The organism is Actinomadura rubteroloni (assembly GCF_002911665.1).
Classification (GTDB): domain Bacteria; phylum Actinomycetota; class Actinomycetes; order Streptosporangiales; family Streptosporangiaceae; genus Spirillospora; species Spirillospora rubteroloni.
This window is the reverse complement of record NZ_MTBP01000001.1, coordinates 2299396-2312224: the sequence shown is the minus strand read 5'-3', so window position 1 is coordinate 2312224 and position 12829 is coordinate 2299396. Positions and strand designations below refer to the sequence as shown.

Genomic DNA, 12829 nt, shown 5'->3' with positions numbered 1-12829 from the left:
GCGACGGACCCTCGTTCTCATGGGCCATGCTGACCAGCTCTCGTTCGATGCGCCGGACGATGACGCGCCGTTGGAGAAGCCGACGGACCGCCGCGAGGTGGAAATGCAGATGCTGATCACGGTGAAGGCCGCACCCAACCCGTCCGAGACGTACGGCGAGACGGTCTGTGTGGCGGGCATCCGCATCGACTGTCGTCCGACCGCGTGGATACGGCTCTACCCGATCAACTTCCGCCAACTGGAGAGCGAGCACACGTTCAAGAAGTACGACATCGTGTGGCTCAAGGTCCGGCCGACGACCACCGACCCCCGGGCCGAAAGCTACCGACCGATCATCCACACCGTCCGCACCGAGGCGCACCTCGACGGTTGGAAGAAACGGCGGCCCTTCGTCGTCGACCACGTGCAGCGGTCCATGTGCGAAGTGCTCAATGCCGTCCGGGACCGTCCGCCCGCCCGGTCCCTGGCGGCCGTACGTCCGCGAACGGTCAAGGATCTGAAGATCGAGCCCCACCCGGGTTGGACCACCGCCGAGCAGGCGAAAATCGACCGCTACATGCAGCAGGAAGACCTCTTCGACAGCGCGCCGCGTACCGCGCTGGAGGCGCCCCGCTTCAAAGGCTGGTACCGGTACCTCTGCGAGTCAGCCCGCTGCAAGGGACATGAGCAGGGAATTTACGACTGGGAATGGGTCGCACTGCAGCGCAACCTGCGTGATCGCACTGATGCCGACATCCGAACCGAGCTCCGGCGGAAGTTCTTCGACCAGATGTGCGGTCCAGGTCGCGACACTGTCTTCTATGTCGGCAACCAGGCTAAGCACCAGCACGGGTTCATGGTGCTGGGCTGCTTCTACCCCAAGGTTTGACGGCTCTCCGCCGCCAAGGCGTCCACCGCGGAGGCGACCACGTCGCGGTGGCAGCGTTCTTGCTCGGCCTCGAAACAGAGCAACATCACTCGGCGTTCGGTCGCCCACTCCGCGAGCCTGGCGAGCCACTCCCGCGCCGCGGGCGCTTCCAGTCCTCCGGAGAAGGTGCGCCGCGCAGCCCGCAGTTCGGCGGTCGTTCCGCCGAAACCCGCCCGGTTCTCCTTGGGGTTGCCGAGCGGACGCGCGTGCGCGTACTCGATTCCCTCCGACCTCAACGCGTCCGACAGCGCCGTCTTGCTGAAGCCCCGCTTGCGTGAGATCGGGTTCAACCGGACGTCGACGAGGAGGTCCACACCCTCCCCGGAGAGTCGCTCCAGGAATGACGCGACGTCGTGTCCCTGATAGCCGATCCCTGTCAGACCGGTCCGGCCGGCGCGCTGATCGGTGCGGAGCATGGCGACCAGCCTCTCATGCCGGGTGACGCGTCCAATGATCCGCGTTCTCGAAGTCGGCCGTTATTGATCGGCCTGCGAAGTAATATCCAGCTTGTCCGACCTCAGGGGCGCACCGACCGTCCACGGCCTGTGTCAGAGCCGTGGTCGTTCCTCTTCAGTCGTTCATTGCCGACGGGTACACCACCCGGCCTGCCGAAGTCGTGCGTACGGGCGGTGTGGGCTCGGAAGGGGACGGTGCGGACAGGTCCTGCCATGCGTCACGGACCAGCTCGTACAGGGACTGGACCATATGCGCGTGCAGGGCGCCGCGGGAGCGGCTTCCGATGACCCGGCGCTCGCGCCAGGTGCCGTTCGCGCCGCGGCTTCGCGCGTTCAGCGGAGGTCGGTACTCGACCTGGACGAGATGTTCCAGCGCCAGGCCGACCACCTCGGGGTCCAGGCCGGTCACCGTCCGCCGGGCGGGCTGCGGCAGGGTGTCCGCGAGCAGGGGCCAGCAGACGACGATGATCTTTTCCCAGAGTTCCGGCGGCACCGTCATGCCCAGGTGATGGCTCTCGCCGATCGGCAGATCGCGAAGCCGTCGCCGGGCGTCACCGGTCTGGCCCACGTACGCGAGGCCGACCCCGGACACGTAGACGCCGTAGAGCACGGCCCCGTCGACCACGGGCCGGTCGCCGGACGGCTCCGTCAGCAGACGGCCGATCTCGTTGGCGAACCGGTAACGACGGTCCTGCCAGCGGATCAGGTCGTCCGTGCTCCCGACCAGGCGCGCCATCGCCGAGCGCCAGCTCTTGTAAGGATCCGCGTCGTCCATTCCCTGCCCGGTTCGCCCGCCACCGCACTGTCCGCGATCAGCGTCGCATACGCGCCGGGGTCAGAGGCGGACGATGACGAGGGCTATGTCGTCGGCGGCGCCGGAGGTGGGGACGAGGCGGTCCAGGAGGGTGTCGGCCAGGTCTTCGGCGGGGAGGGTGCGGCCGGCGGTGACGGCTTCGGTGAGGCGGTTCAGGCCGACGTCGATGTCCTCGTCGCGGCGTTCGATGAGGCCGTCGGTGTAGAGGACGAGCGTGTCGTCGGCGCCGTAGGAGAGGCTGGCCTGAGGTTGCGGGACGTCCTTGATGCGGACGCCGAGGGCCGGGTCGGTGGCCTGGTCCAGTAGTTCGTGGGTGCCGTCGGCGTGGACGAGCACCGGCGGCGGGTGGCCCGCGCTGCTGTAGGTGATCACCTCGCTGCTGGTGTCGATGAGGACCTTCGCGGCCGTCGTTGCCATCGCGCCTTCCAGGGATCGGGCGTAGAGGCCTAGGACGTCGAGTGCCTGGGCTGGGCTCTGGAGGGCGCGGACGGCGGCGCTGAGGGCGCTGCGGAGCATCCCCATGACGGACGCGGCCTCCAGGCCGTGGCCGACGACGTCGCCGATCCCGACGGAGAAGCGGTCCGGGGAGAGGTCCACGACGTCGTACCAGTCGCCGCACACGTTGAGCGCTCCGGCGGCCGGACGGTACCGGACGGCGATGTCGCGGTGCCGGGCCAGGTCGGGCGCCTGGAGCATCGCCTCCTGGAGCGTGACGGCGACCTCCCGTTCCCGCGCGTGCGCCTCCTGAAGCTCCTCGTTCAGCCGCAGCAGCTCCCGCGCCCGCTCGAACCGCTCGCCCTCGGCCAGCGCGGGCTCGGAGCCCGGTTCGCCCGGTTCCCCGGCGAGGATCGGGGATTCGGCGCCGTACCGGGCGAACTCGGTCATGTCCTCGACGCGGTGGATGATGGCGGTGACCGTCCCGTCCGGCCCGAAGACCGGGGTGTTGTAGCCGGACCACCAGCGTTCCATCGCCTTCCCCGACGCGTCCCGCATCGGCACGTCGTAGCGCTGGAGCCCCATCGTGTCGGGACGTCCGGTGGCGAGCACCCGGTGCAGCGACGTGTCGAGGTTGCGCGCCCCGACGGCGCCGGGGTCGGCCGGGTTGGCGGGGAAGGCCTCGAAGATGGGCCTGCCCACCAGTTCCTCGCGCGGCAGCCCGGTGAGCTGCGTGTACGCCCGGTTGACGCACCTGATCACGAGATCGGTGTCGAGGACCATGTACGGGTTGGGCGTCGCGAGGAAGATGTCCGCGTAATCGAGCTCCGATGCCATCTGGTATCCCCCTTCCCTGTCCTTCCTGCTCGGCCGCCGCCTCAAACGACGGCTGCGGGTGCCGTGGAACGCCACGTTTTCCTCACTCGTCCGCACATTTGCGGGATCCACTCGTGCGCGGACGTCACTAGCCGTGCGCCCGGCTTACGGGCGACCGTTTTCCTCTGACCGGATCCACCCCCTCCGGTCCCGCTCCCGTGGAGAGACGATGAGACGCAGACTCGGCCGGGCGGTCCTCGCGTTCGCGCTGGCCGCCGGGTCGTCGCTCGCGGTGGCCGCGCCGGCCGCCGCGGCGCCCGACTGCCGCGCGACCGCCGATGCGGTCATGACGCCGCCGGAGGCGATCACCGGCGATCCGGGCGACGTCCTCGCGTGCCGTCCGGTGACGCTGCGGGCGGGTGTGAAGCTCCACGCCTGGCAGGTGCAGTACGTGTCGACGGACCTGCGCGGGCAGAAGATCGCGGTGTCGGGGACGATCGCCGTCCCGGACGCCCCGTGGACGGGCCCCGGCGTGCGCCCGGTCGTCGCGCACGCGTCCGCCGCGACGGGTCTCGCCACCGCCTGCGCTCCGTCGCGAGGCGCGGGGACGGACCTGGCGCCGTACCTGCGGGCGGGCTACGCCGTCGCCGCCGCGGACGGCGTCGGCTTCCTGAAGGGCCAGACGCACACGACCCTGGCGGGCGTCAACGCGGGCCACGCGCTGCTGGACGCGGCCCGGACGGCGTTCCGGCTTCCCGGCACGGCCCTGCTCCCGTTCACGGCCGTCGGCCTCGCCGGGTACTCCGAGGGCGGGGCGGCGGCGCTGTGGGCGGCGCAGCTCGCGGCGTCGTACGCGCCGGACGTCCACGTCGTCGGCGCGGCGGCGGGCGGCGTCCCCGGCGACCTGCGCGCGACCGCCGCCGCGCTGGACGGCGGCCTGTTCGCGGGCCTGCTCGCCGAGGCCGTCGCGGGCCTGAGCGCGGCCTACCCGTCGATGCCGTTCACCGAACTGCTCGACGACCGGGGGCGCGCGGCGATGGCGGACGTCCGGACGACCTGCCTGCCCGCCGCGCTCTCCGGCTTCTACTTCGCCCGGATCGAGGACCTGACGGCGGGCCGCCTGACGCTGGACCGCCTCTACGACCTGGACGGCCCCGACGGGCGGACGTGGGGCCAGATCATCGACGACCAGCGGCTCGGTGTGAACGTCGGCCGCCCGGGGTCGGGCGCGAAGTACACCGTGCCGTTCCCCGTCCTGCAGTACCGGGGGACGGCGGACGAGGTCGTCCCGACGTCCGTCGAGGACGCCACCGCCGCCGCGTACTGCCGCGCGGGCATCACGACGCGGTACCGGAGGGACTACGACGGCGGCCACTTCGACACGGCCGGCCTTGCCGCGCAGGACGTCGCGGCGTGGCTCGGCGCCCGCTTCACCGGGCTGCCCGCCGCCGGGACGTGCTGAGTCACGGGCGGCGCCGGTCCGTCGCCTGCTCGCGGGGCCGCGGGTCGGCGTGGGTGAGCAGTTCGAGGGTCCCGCCCCACGGCGTCCGCGCGTACCAGAAGCGGTTGCCCCCCGGACGCGGGTCGCCGAGCGGAATCCCGCCCGCGCGGCTGACGCGCGCCGCCGCGGCCTCGATGTCGTCCACGTAGAACGCGATGTGCTGGCGGCCGAGGTCGCCCGGGTCGCGCCGGGGCGTCCGGAACGCGAACAGCTCGATGCCGGGCCCGCCGGGAAGGGCGAGCATCCGGACGGCGACCTCGGCGGGCGCGCCGAGCCCCCGCCCGGTGTCCGGGCCGTCGTCGCGGCGCAGCGTGTCGTACAGGACGGCCGCATCGAAGGCCTCGACGAAGAACCGGGTCGCCGCGTCGAGGTCCGGGACGGTCACCCCGATGTGGTCGATGCCTCGGGACACGCTCGCATGCTCCCCACTCACCACCCGCCGAACCGTCATCGTCCCAGGTCACGCCCTACCATGACCGGCGTTTGGCGAGATTCCCGATCTTCGTCGCGCGGGGCGGTACGGTCGTCGTCCATGTCCCCCGACTCCGTTCGCGCCGCCTACGACGCCATCGCCGTCCCGTACGCCGAGATGTTCCGGACCGTCCTTGAGGACCGTCCCGCCGACCGGGCCTCGCTCGCCCTGTTCGCCGAGCTGGCAGGCGGCGGCCCGGTCGCCGACGTCGGCAGCGGTCCCGGCCGCGTGACCGCGTACCTGCGCGGGCTCGGCTGCGACGTGACCGGCATCGACCTGTCGCCCGAGATGGTCGCGCTCGCGCGCCGGACGTTCCCGGACGTCCCCTTCCGGCAGGGCGCCATGGCCGGGCTGGACCTCCCCGACGGCGCGCTCGGCGGCCTGCTCGCCTGGTACTCGGTGATCCACATCGAGCCGGACGCGGTGCCGTCGGTGTTCGCCGAGTTCCACCGCGTCATGGCTCCGGGCGGGCACCTGATGCTGGGCTTCCAGGTCGGCGACGAGCCGTTGCGCCTGGTCGAGCCGTTCGGACGGCCCGTCTCGCTCGACTTCCACCGCCTCGACCCCGACCGCGTCGCCGCGCAGTTGGAGGCGGCGGGTTTCGCGGTCCGCGTCCGGACGATCCGGGCGCCCGAGGGCCGCGAGAACGTCCCGCAGGCGCACCTGCTGGCGCGGCGCATGAACCGGCCGGCGGACGGGTAGGCGCGGCGCCACGTCGCACGTGAATCGGGGGATCACCATGCGAGCCATCACCGTGGCCGAGTACGGGGCGACTCCGTCGCTCATGAACCTGCCCGAGCCCGAGCCCGGACCGGGCGAGGTCCAGGTCGAGCTGGTGGCGGCGGGCCTGAACCCGCTGGACTGGAAGATCGCCGACGGGCTGCGCAAGGACGTCCCGGACGCGCGGTTCCCGCTGGTCCTCGGCACGGACGGCGCGGGCGTCGTGACGGCCGCCGGGTCCGACGACACACGGCTCAAGGTGGGCGACCGCGTGTTCGGAGCGTTCCACGGCGCCGTCCGGGGCCAGGGCACCTACGCCGAGTTCACCGTGGCGGGCCCGGACGACGCGGTCGTCGTGATGCCCGAGGACATGCCCTACGTGCTGGCCGCCGCGCTCCCGACGGCGGGCGTCGCGGCCGTCGAGCTGATGGACGACGCCGGGATCGCCGAGGGGCAGACCGTCCTGATCATCGGCGCGTCCGGCGGCGTCGGGCAGAACGCGGTGCAGCTCGCCGCCGCGCGCGGCGCGGACGTCGTCGCGACGGCCCGTCCGGAGGCCGCCGACCGGATGCGCGACCTCGGCGCCGCGACCGTCGTGGACTACCAGGACGACCTGAACGCCCAGGTCCTGGCGGCGCACGGCGAGGTCGACGCGATCATCGACCTGGTCAGCGGGCCGCCCGTGACCGAGCACGTCGCGGGCCTGCTGCGGCCCGGCGGGACCTACCTGTCGACGGTCGACGCCGTGAACCCCGACGCGATGGACGCGCGGGGCCTGCGCGGCGTCAACTTCGAGACGCGCGGCGGCGCGGCGGCGGTGGAGCACGTCGCGGCGCTGGTCCAGGCGGGCGACCTGCGGGTGGCGATCCACGCGGACCCGCCGCTGGAGGAGGCCCCGGCCGCGCTCGCCGAGAGCCGCAAGGGGCACGCCGACGGCAAGACCGTCATCCGCATCTGACCCCGAAACCCCTCCGGACGCTCCGTGACCACTCCTAAACTCTGCGTGACGACACGGTCACCGGACGGACGGGAGCGCAGATGACGGAGCACGGCGTACAAGGGCTCGACCTGGGCGAACCGGCGCCGTCCGCGCCGCAGGACCTGCCCCTGGTGGACCCCCGGCGGCGCATGAGCGGCCGGCCGGACGCGTCGCCGGTCCTCGCGACCGCCTACGACGAGGTGTGCGAGCGCGTCGCCGACGAGGCGCTGATGCAGATCTCCGCGCCGGGCGCGCCGCGCGTGCCGTTCCCCGTCCGGCCCGTGGTGTCGGTGCTGCACCCGCGCGCCGAGCCGGAGCTGCGGCGCCGCGTGCAGAGCGTGGTCGGGTCGCTGGAGAAGGTCGTCCGGGCGTATCCCGGCGATCCGGAACTTCAGGACTTCCTCGCCGTCCCCGCGCCGCTGCACCGCTGGATCATGCGCGGCCAGGCGGCCGGACGGCTCGGCGTCGACTACTGCCGGCTCGACCTGCTCGGCGCCACGCTCGGCACCGTCCGCGTGCTGGAGTTCAACCCGAGCAGCCCCGGCGGCGTGATCTCCACGGGCATGCTCAACCGGTTCTGGCGCGAGTCGTCGCTGGCGCCCGTCCTCGCCGCGTGGGCGCCCGCGCCCGCCCCGTTCGAGGGCGAGCACTGGTTCGCCGACTGGCTGCTCGGCTTCGGCCGGTCGCGCGGCGTGCCCGACGACGGGCGTCCCATCGGGCTGTTCCACGCGAGCAAGAGCACGAAGTTCGAGCTGGACCTCGTCGCGCGGCAGCTCGCGGCGCGCGGGCGCGAGACGGTCTTCATCCGCGCCGACGACGCGGACGCGGCCCGCGACGTCCGGCTCGGCTACTTCAAGTTCATCCCGATGGAACTGGACGAGGTCCCCGGCTGGGACCGGTTCTGCGAACGTCTCCTGGACGGGACGATCGCCGCGCCCAACCCGCTCGGCGCACGCTGGGTGGCGGAGAACAAGCTGTGCCTGGCCGCGCTGTCGGACCCCCGGTTCCGGCGGCTGTTCGACCCGGCCGAGACCGCGCACCTGGACGCGCTCGTCCCCTACGGCCGCAAGCTCGGCGACGGCATCGAGGCGGCCGAGGTGCTGCGGCGGCGCGACGAGCTGGTCCTCAAGGCGCCCTACAGCTTCCACGGCCGGGACGTCCACCTCGGCTCCGAGTGCGACGCCGACGCCTGGGAGCGGATCGTCACCGCGCCCGAGCGGCGGGGCTGGCTCGTCCAGGAGCGCGTCCAGGCCGGCGCGGTCGACGCCGACAACGGCACCTACCTGCACGACCTGGTCGCGCCCGTCCTGGACGGCCGGGTGATCGGCTACTCGGCGCGGATGAGCGCCGGGCCCGTGCTCAACGGGGCGCGGGGCGGCGGCGCCTACGCGATCTTCGGCCCGCACCCGCTGGGGAACGCGGTGCCCTCACCCCTGCGCTGAGTCCGCCGGTGTCTCGACGCGGCGCCGCGCCTGCACCCACAGCTCGTGCATGAGCGGGTCGGACGCGGCGTCGCGCACGACCGGCCCGCCCCCGAACCGTGCCTCGTAGCGGCGGTACCACTCGGCCCGCTCGTGCAGGAACAGCACGTCGTGCCGCGCCATCCGGCGCATCGCGAGCGCCGCGACCGGGCCGCGCGCGACCGGGTGGTCGGGGTTGCGGACGGCGCGGACGTCGCACTCCGGATGGAACTGGGCGATCATTAAGCCGCGCGTGACGGCCTGCTCCTTGAGTTCGGGGTAGGCGGCGTCCAGGACCGTCCAGCCGCCAGGCGCCGCCGCCGGGAACGCCAGCACCAGCCCGGCCAGGGCGCGGCGCGGCGCGGTGTCGGCCCCGGCGCCGCGCAGGAAGTCGTCCATCTCCCGGCAGACCAGCGCGCGCAGGCGGGCCGGGTCGGCGCAGTCCTCGGCGGGCTCGACGCGGACGTCGATCGCGTCGGCGTCCAGGGCGGGGCGCATGAACGGGCACACGTCGCCGTCCCGGCCGAGGAAGGGCGACGGCCGGGCGATCTCGTCGCGCAGCCACGTCATGACGGCGGCGGTGCAGTCAGGGGTGTTCTCCATCGGGGTCCTCCATCGGGTCACGGATCGGTGAGCGGGCGCGGGGCGGACGGCGCGACGGCCCATCCGGCGAGCGCGACGGCGGCGGTGGCGGCGCCGCTGAGCACGAACCCGGCCGCGACGTCGGCCGAGGCCAGCAGGGGCAGGAAGAGCATTCCGGCGGTCTCCCCGGCGCGGACCGCCGTGACGTCCAGGCTCATCAGCCGGATCCGGTCGGCGTGCGGGAACGCCGACAGCGCGGTCTGGAGGATCACCGACATGAACGGGGTGGTGATCCCGAGCAGGACGCACAGCCCGTCGAGGGCGAGCGGGGTCGGGGCCAGGCCGAGCGAGCCGAGCATCAGCCCGCACGCGACCCACGCGGCGCAGTACGACGCGGGGAACCGGCCGAGCGAGCGCAGATGGCCCGCCAGGGCGTTGCCGAGCAGCGCGCCCGCGCCGATGCACGCGGACGCCGTCGCGTACGCCGAGGCGCCCGCGTGGAAGCGCGCGGTGACGAGGATCGGCAGCGCGATCGTGACGGTCGTCAGCAGCGTCGCGACGCCGTGCACGGCGATGGCGCAGGTCAGCTCGGGCCGCCCGCGCAGCACCGGAAGCTGCGTCCGCGCGGCCGGGGCCTCGGGCTGCGCGGGCGCCGTGGCGCGGCCGAGCGTCGCGAGCGCCGCCGCCGACACGACGAACGTGGCGGCGTCGATCGCGTAGAGGGTCTGGGCGGGGACGGCCACCAGCAGCACGGCCGCCGCGCCCGGCGCCGCGAACCGCGCGACCCGCGCGCCCGCGTCCAGCAGCGCCACCACCTGCCGGATCTCGCCGGGCGCGACGAAGCCGGGCAGCAGCGCCTTCAGGTTGGGCTCGAACACCGCGCCGAGCGTCCCGAGCAGCACCGCGACGCCGAACAGGACGGCGACGCTCGGTTCCCGGACCGTCCACCACACCGGCAGCGCCACGGCGACCACCGCGCGGGCCGCGTCCACGGCGGCGAGCGCGCGGAGCGAGGCCAGGCGCGGGAGCACGCGGCGCCCGGCCGTCCCGACCAGGACGTACGGCAGCCCGCCCGCGACGGCGGCGAGGCCGAGCAGCGCCGCCGAGCGCGACGCGTCCCAGACCAGCCACGCGACGGCCAGCATGTAGAGCCGGTCGCCGATGACCGAGAACGTCTGGGCCGTCCACAGCGCGCACGGCCGTGGACGCCGGAGCAGTGCGAGGTACCCCACCACGGCCCCGTGCGCTCAGCCGGATCGGTGCGGGATCGCTAATGCCCTGGTCATGGTCTGGTTTCCTTCCGGCGACACCGCGACCCCGAACTACGCGAAGTCATGAAGAGATCACTAAGTGTAGCCGTGTGAATACCGTCCGTGCCAGGTCTGCGACGTGAGTGTCACCCCGCCCGCGAGTCCGCCGTCTCCTCGCGGTCGCCGCGCAGGTCAGGCCGGGAGAAGCTCCGCGAGCAGGGCGCGGACGCGGGCGTCGATCGCGTCCCGGATCGGCCTGACCTCGGCGGCGGGGAGCCCGGCCGGGTCGGGCAGCGCCCAGTCCTCGTAGCGCTTCCCCGGGAACACCGGGCAGACGTCGCCGCAGCCCATCGTGATGACGACGTCCGCCGCCCGCACCGCCTCGCCGGTCAGCGGTTTCGGGAACTCCCGGGACAGGTCCAGCCCGATCTCCGCCATGACCTCGCGGACGGCCGGATTGATGGACGCGGCGGGCGCCGAACCTGCCGAGCACACCCGCACCCGTCCCGCCGCGCGGTGGTCGAGCAGCGCGGCGGCCATCTGCGACCGTCCGGCGTTGTGGACGCAGACGAACAGCACCTCAGGAACGTCGGGCACGGGATTCTCCGGTCGGGTAGAGCGTCAGGACGAGCACGGCCCCCAGCGCCCCGCCGACGAACTGCGCGGCGACGAAACCCGGGACCGAGGACGGCGCGATTCCCGCGAACGTGTCGGTGAACGCGCGGCCGACCGTCACGGCCGGATTGGCGAAGCTCGTGGAACTCGTGAACCAGTACGCGGCGCCGATGTACGCGCCGACCGCCGCCGGGGCCGCCGCCGGGGCCGCCGCCGCGCGGCCCTGCCGGGCGAGCGCGAACACCAGCGCGACGAGCCCGGCGGTGGCCACGACCTCGCCGAGCCACAGGTCCGCGCCCGTCCGGTGGTGGGCCGCGATGGTCACGGCGGGCAGGCCGAACATGAGGTCGGCGAGCACCGCGCCGCCGATGGCGCCGCCGGTCTGGGCCAGCAGGTAGACGGCGACCGTCCGTCCGTCGGCGTGCCGGGAGAGCGCCCAGTCCACCAGCGTGATCACGGGGTTGAAGTGCGCGCCCGACACCGGACCGAGCAGCAGGATCAGGACGGCCAGCCCGGCGGCCGTCGCGACGCTGTTCTCCAGCAGCCGCAGCCCGGTGTCGTCCGACAGCCGCTGCGCCATGATCCCCGACCCGACGACCACCGTGACGAGCAGCCCCGTGCCGAGCGCCTCGGCGAACGCGCGGCGCGCGAGCGTCATCGGCCCGGCGGACGCAGGACGGCCGACAGCCGCCCCAGCACCGCCGCGTCGACCCGGTGGTAGACCCACGTCCCGCGCCGCTCGGCGTCGATCAGCCCGGCCTGCCGCAGCACCTTGAGGTGGTGGCTGATCGTCGGGCCGGTCAGGTCGAACGCGGCGGTCAGGTCGCACACGCACGCCTCGCCGCCCTCGTGGGAGGCGATCAGCGACAGCAGCCGCAGCCGCACCGGGTCGGCGACGGCCTTGAACAGGACCGCCAGCTCGCCGGCCTCCCGCTCGGTCAGCGGCGCGCCGACCAGCGGAGCGCCGCACCCTTGATTAGACATGCGTCTAATTTGACACACATCTATCCAGCGTGGCTACCGGGGAATCACCGTGAAGCGGCGCAGCTCCAGCGCCGGGTTCACGCCCCGGACGGACGCCACCCGCTCCCGTTCGATCTCCCCCACCGCGACCCCGGGCGCCTCGCCCAGCGACGCGACCACGATGCCCATCGGGTCCACGATCATGCTGTTGCCCGCGCCCGCGCGTCCGCACTGGTCGGCGGCGGCGACGTAGATCGTGTTCTCGATGGCGCGGGCGCGCACGAGCGTCCGCCAGTGGTCCTCCTTCAGCGGCCCCGGCACCCACTCGGCGGGCAGCGCGAGGACGTCGGCGCCCGCGTCCACGATCCGCCGCGTCACCTCGGGGAACCGCACGTCGTAGCAGGTCTGGAGGCCGAACGTCAGGTCGTCCACGGTGAACAGCTCGGGGTCGGCGAGCGGGCCCGGGACGAGGAAGTCCGACTCGCGGTAGCCGAACGCGTCGAACAGGTGCGTCTTGCGGTAGCTCGCGGCGACGTCGCCGTCCGGCGCGACGGCCACCAGCGTGTTGGACGCGCGCTCCGGATCCCCGGTGCGCTCGGCGAACCCCGCGACGACGTGCACGCCGTGCTTGCGCGCGGACGCGGCGACCGCGGCGACGAACGGGCCGTCCAGCGGCTCGGCGGACGTCACGAACCGCTCGTCCATGCGCGGCGCGGTGAACATCGAGTACTCGGGCAGGACGACCACGCGGGCGTCCCGCGCGGCGGCGGACGCGACGAGGTCCGCCACCCGGTCGCGGTTGGCGTCCTTGTCCATTCCGGGCTCGAACTGCGCGACGGCGATCCGGACCATGCAAGCCT

Annotated in this window: 15 protein-coding genes; 5 read left to right on the top strand and 10 right to left on the bottom strand. The window is 73.4% G+C overall.

The features are described from left to right. Positions 1-19 precede the first annotated feature (19 nt). On the top strand, positions 20-868 hold the full coding sequence (locus tag BTM25_RS10265; protein WP_103562444.1) for a hypothetical protein: 849 nt from the start codon (positions 20-22) through the stop codon (positions 866-868). Here BTM25_RS10265 and BTM25_RS10260 read toward each other — a convergent pair. The 3 genes from BTM25_RS10260 to BTM25_RS10250 all read right to left on the bottom strand — a co-directional run bounded on the left by BTM25_RS10260 (position 853) and on the right by BTM25_RS10250 (position 3448). Continuing rightward, positions 853-1323 (bottom strand): DUF488 domain-containing protein, encoded by a 471-nt coding sequence (locus BTM25_RS10260; protein WP_103562443.1) that lies wholly within the window; start codon positions 1321-1323, stop codon positions 853-855. The two genes, BTM25_RS10265 and BTM25_RS10260, sit on opposite strands and share 16 nt — an antisense overlap. Positions 1324-1477: 154 nt before the next feature. Continuing rightward, the gene (locus BTM25_RS10255) at positions 1478-2137 is read right to left on the bottom strand and encodes a hypothetical protein (RefSeq protein ID WP_103562442.1); all 660 of its coding nucleotides are present in this window, start codon (positions 2135-2137) and stop codon (positions 1478-1480) included. A gap of 60 nt (positions 2138-2197) precedes the next feature. After that, a complete protein-coding gene (locus tag BTM25_RS10250; protein ID WP_103562441.1) occupies positions 2198-3448 on the bottom strand; it encodes a SpoIIE family protein phosphatase in 1251 nt (416 codons plus the stop codon). 208 nt (positions 3449-3656) lie between these two features. Between BTM25_RS10250 and BTM25_RS10245 the strand changes: the two genes are divergently transcribed. After that, a complete protein-coding gene (locus tag BTM25_RS10245; RefSeq protein WP_103562440.1) occupies positions 3657-4889 on the top strand; it encodes a lipase family protein in 1233 nt (410 codons plus the stop codon). 1 nt (position 4890) lies between these two features. On the opposite strand, the gene BTM25_RS10240 is transcribed toward BTM25_RS10245, so the two are convergent. Next, positions 4891-5340, bottom strand: a complete 450-nt coding sequence (locus tag BTM25_RS10240; RefSeq protein ID WP_235828324.1) for a VOC family protein — start codon at positions 5338-5340, stop codon at positions 4891-4893. Positions 5341-5460: 120 nt separating this feature from the next. Here BTM25_RS10240 and BTM25_RS10235 point away from each other — a divergent pair, with 120 nt between their 5' ends. From BTM25_RS10235 to BTM25_RS10225, 3 genes are all read left to right on the top strand, one after another. After that, positions 5461-6102: a class I SAM-dependent DNA methyltransferase gene (locus BTM25_RS10235; RefSeq protein ID WP_103562438.1), complete on the top strand. Its 642-nt coding sequence runs from the start codon at positions 5461-5463 to the stop codon at positions 6100-6102. A gap of 37 nt (positions 6103-6139) precedes the next feature. Then, positions 6140-7078, top strand: a complete 939-nt coding sequence (locus BTM25_RS10230; RefSeq protein ID WP_205648020.1) for an NADP-dependent oxidoreductase — start codon at positions 6140-6142, stop codon at positions 7076-7078. A gap of 80 nt (positions 7079-7158) precedes the next feature. Beyond that, entirely contained in the window at positions 7159-8541 is a 1383-nt protein-coding gene (locus tag BTM25_RS10225; RefSeq protein ID WP_103562437.1) for a hypothetical protein, read from the top strand. Here BTM25_RS10225 and BTM25_RS10220 read toward each other — a convergent pair. The 6 genes from BTM25_RS10220 to BTM25_RS10195 form a co-directional block, all read right to left on the bottom strand. Then, a complete protein-coding gene (locus BTM25_RS10220; RefSeq protein ID WP_103562436.1) occupies positions 8527-9162 on the bottom strand; it encodes a DUF6875 domain-containing protein in 636 nt (211 codons plus the stop codon). The genes BTM25_RS10225 and BTM25_RS10220 overlap by 15 nt on opposite strands. A 17-nt stretch (positions 9163-9179) precedes the next feature. Then, entirely contained in the window at positions 9180-10373 is a 1194-nt protein-coding gene (locus BTM25_RS10215) for an MFS transporter (RefSeq protein WP_168212073.1), read from the bottom strand. A 210-nt stretch (positions 10374-10583) separates the two neighbouring features. Further along, positions 10584-10988 carry an arsenate reductase ArsC gene (locus tag BTM25_RS10210; protein ID WP_268877651.1) on the bottom strand — a complete coding sequence of 135 codons (405 nt, stop codon included), beginning with the start codon at positions 10986-10988 and terminating at the stop codon, positions 10584-10586. Continuing rightward, positions 10972-11664, bottom strand: a complete 693-nt coding sequence (locus BTM25_RS10205) for an aquaporin (RefSeq protein WP_103562434.1) — start codon at positions 11662-11664, stop codon at positions 10972-10974. The genes BTM25_RS10210 and BTM25_RS10205 overlap by 17 nt, the downstream gene beginning before the upstream one ends. Then, positions 11661-11990, bottom strand: coding sequence for an ArsR/SmtB family transcription factor (locus BTM25_RS10200; RefSeq protein ID WP_103562433.1), 330 nt, complete (start codon positions 11988-11990; stop codon positions 11661-11663). The genes BTM25_RS10205 and BTM25_RS10200 overlap by 4 nt, the downstream gene beginning before the upstream one ends. A 33-nt stretch (positions 11991-12023) precedes the next feature. Next, complete coding sequence (locus BTM25_RS10195; RefSeq protein ID WP_103562432.1) at positions 12024-12821, bottom strand: carbon-nitrogen hydrolase family protein; 798 nt, start codon at positions 12819-12821, stop codon at positions 12024-12026. Positions 12822-12829: the final 8 nt, after the last annotated feature.

Bases quoted from the DNA above. Each gene is read 5' to 3' on its own strand.
- BTM25_RS10265 (WP_103562444.1), top strand. From the start codon at position 20: ATGGGCCATGCTGACCAGCTCTCGTTCGATGCGCCGGACGATGACGCG.
- BTM25_RS10260 (WP_103562443.1), bottom strand. From the start codon at position 1,323: ATGCTCCGCACCGATCAGCGCGCCGGCCGGACCGGTCTGACAGGGATC.
- BTM25_RS10255 (WP_103562442.1), bottom strand. From the start codon at position 2,137: ATGGACGACGCGGATCCTTACAAGAGCTGGCGCTCGGCGATGGCGCGC.
- BTM25_RS10250 (WP_103562441.1), bottom strand. From the start codon at position 3,448: ATGGCATCGGAGCTCGATTACGCGGACATCTTCCTCGCGACGCCCAAC.
- BTM25_RS10245 (WP_103562440.1), top strand. From the start codon at position 3,657: ATGAGACGCAGACTCGGCCGGGCGGTCCTCGCGTTCGCGCTGGCCGCC.
- BTM25_RS10235 (WP_103562438.1), top strand. From the start codon at position 5,461: ATGTCCCCCGACTCCGTTCGCGCCGCCTACGACGCCATCGCCGTCCCG.
- BTM25_RS10230 (WP_205648020.1), top strand. From the start codon at position 6,140: ATGCGAGCCATCACCGTGGCCGAGTACGGGGCGACTCCGTCGCTCATG.
- BTM25_RS10225 (WP_103562437.1), top strand. From the start codon at position 7,159: ATGACGGAGCACGGCGTACAAGGGCTCGACCTGGGCGAACCGGCGCCG.
- BTM25_RS10220 (WP_103562436.1), bottom strand. From the start codon at position 9,162: ATGGAGAACACCCCTGACTGCACCGCCGCCGTCATGACGTGGCTGCGC.
- BTM25_RS10205 (WP_103562434.1), bottom strand. From the start codon at position 11,664: ATGACGCTCGCGCGCCGCGCGTTCGCCGAGGCGCTCGGCACGGGGCTG.
- BTM25_RS10200 (WP_103562433.1), bottom strand. From the start codon at position 11,990: ATGTCTAATCAAGGGTGCGGCGCTCCGCTGGTCGGCGCGCCGCTGACC.
- BTM25_RS10195 (WP_103562432.1), bottom strand. From the start codon at position 12,821: ATGGTCCGGATCGCCGTCGCGCAGTTCGAGCCCGGAATGGACAAGGAC.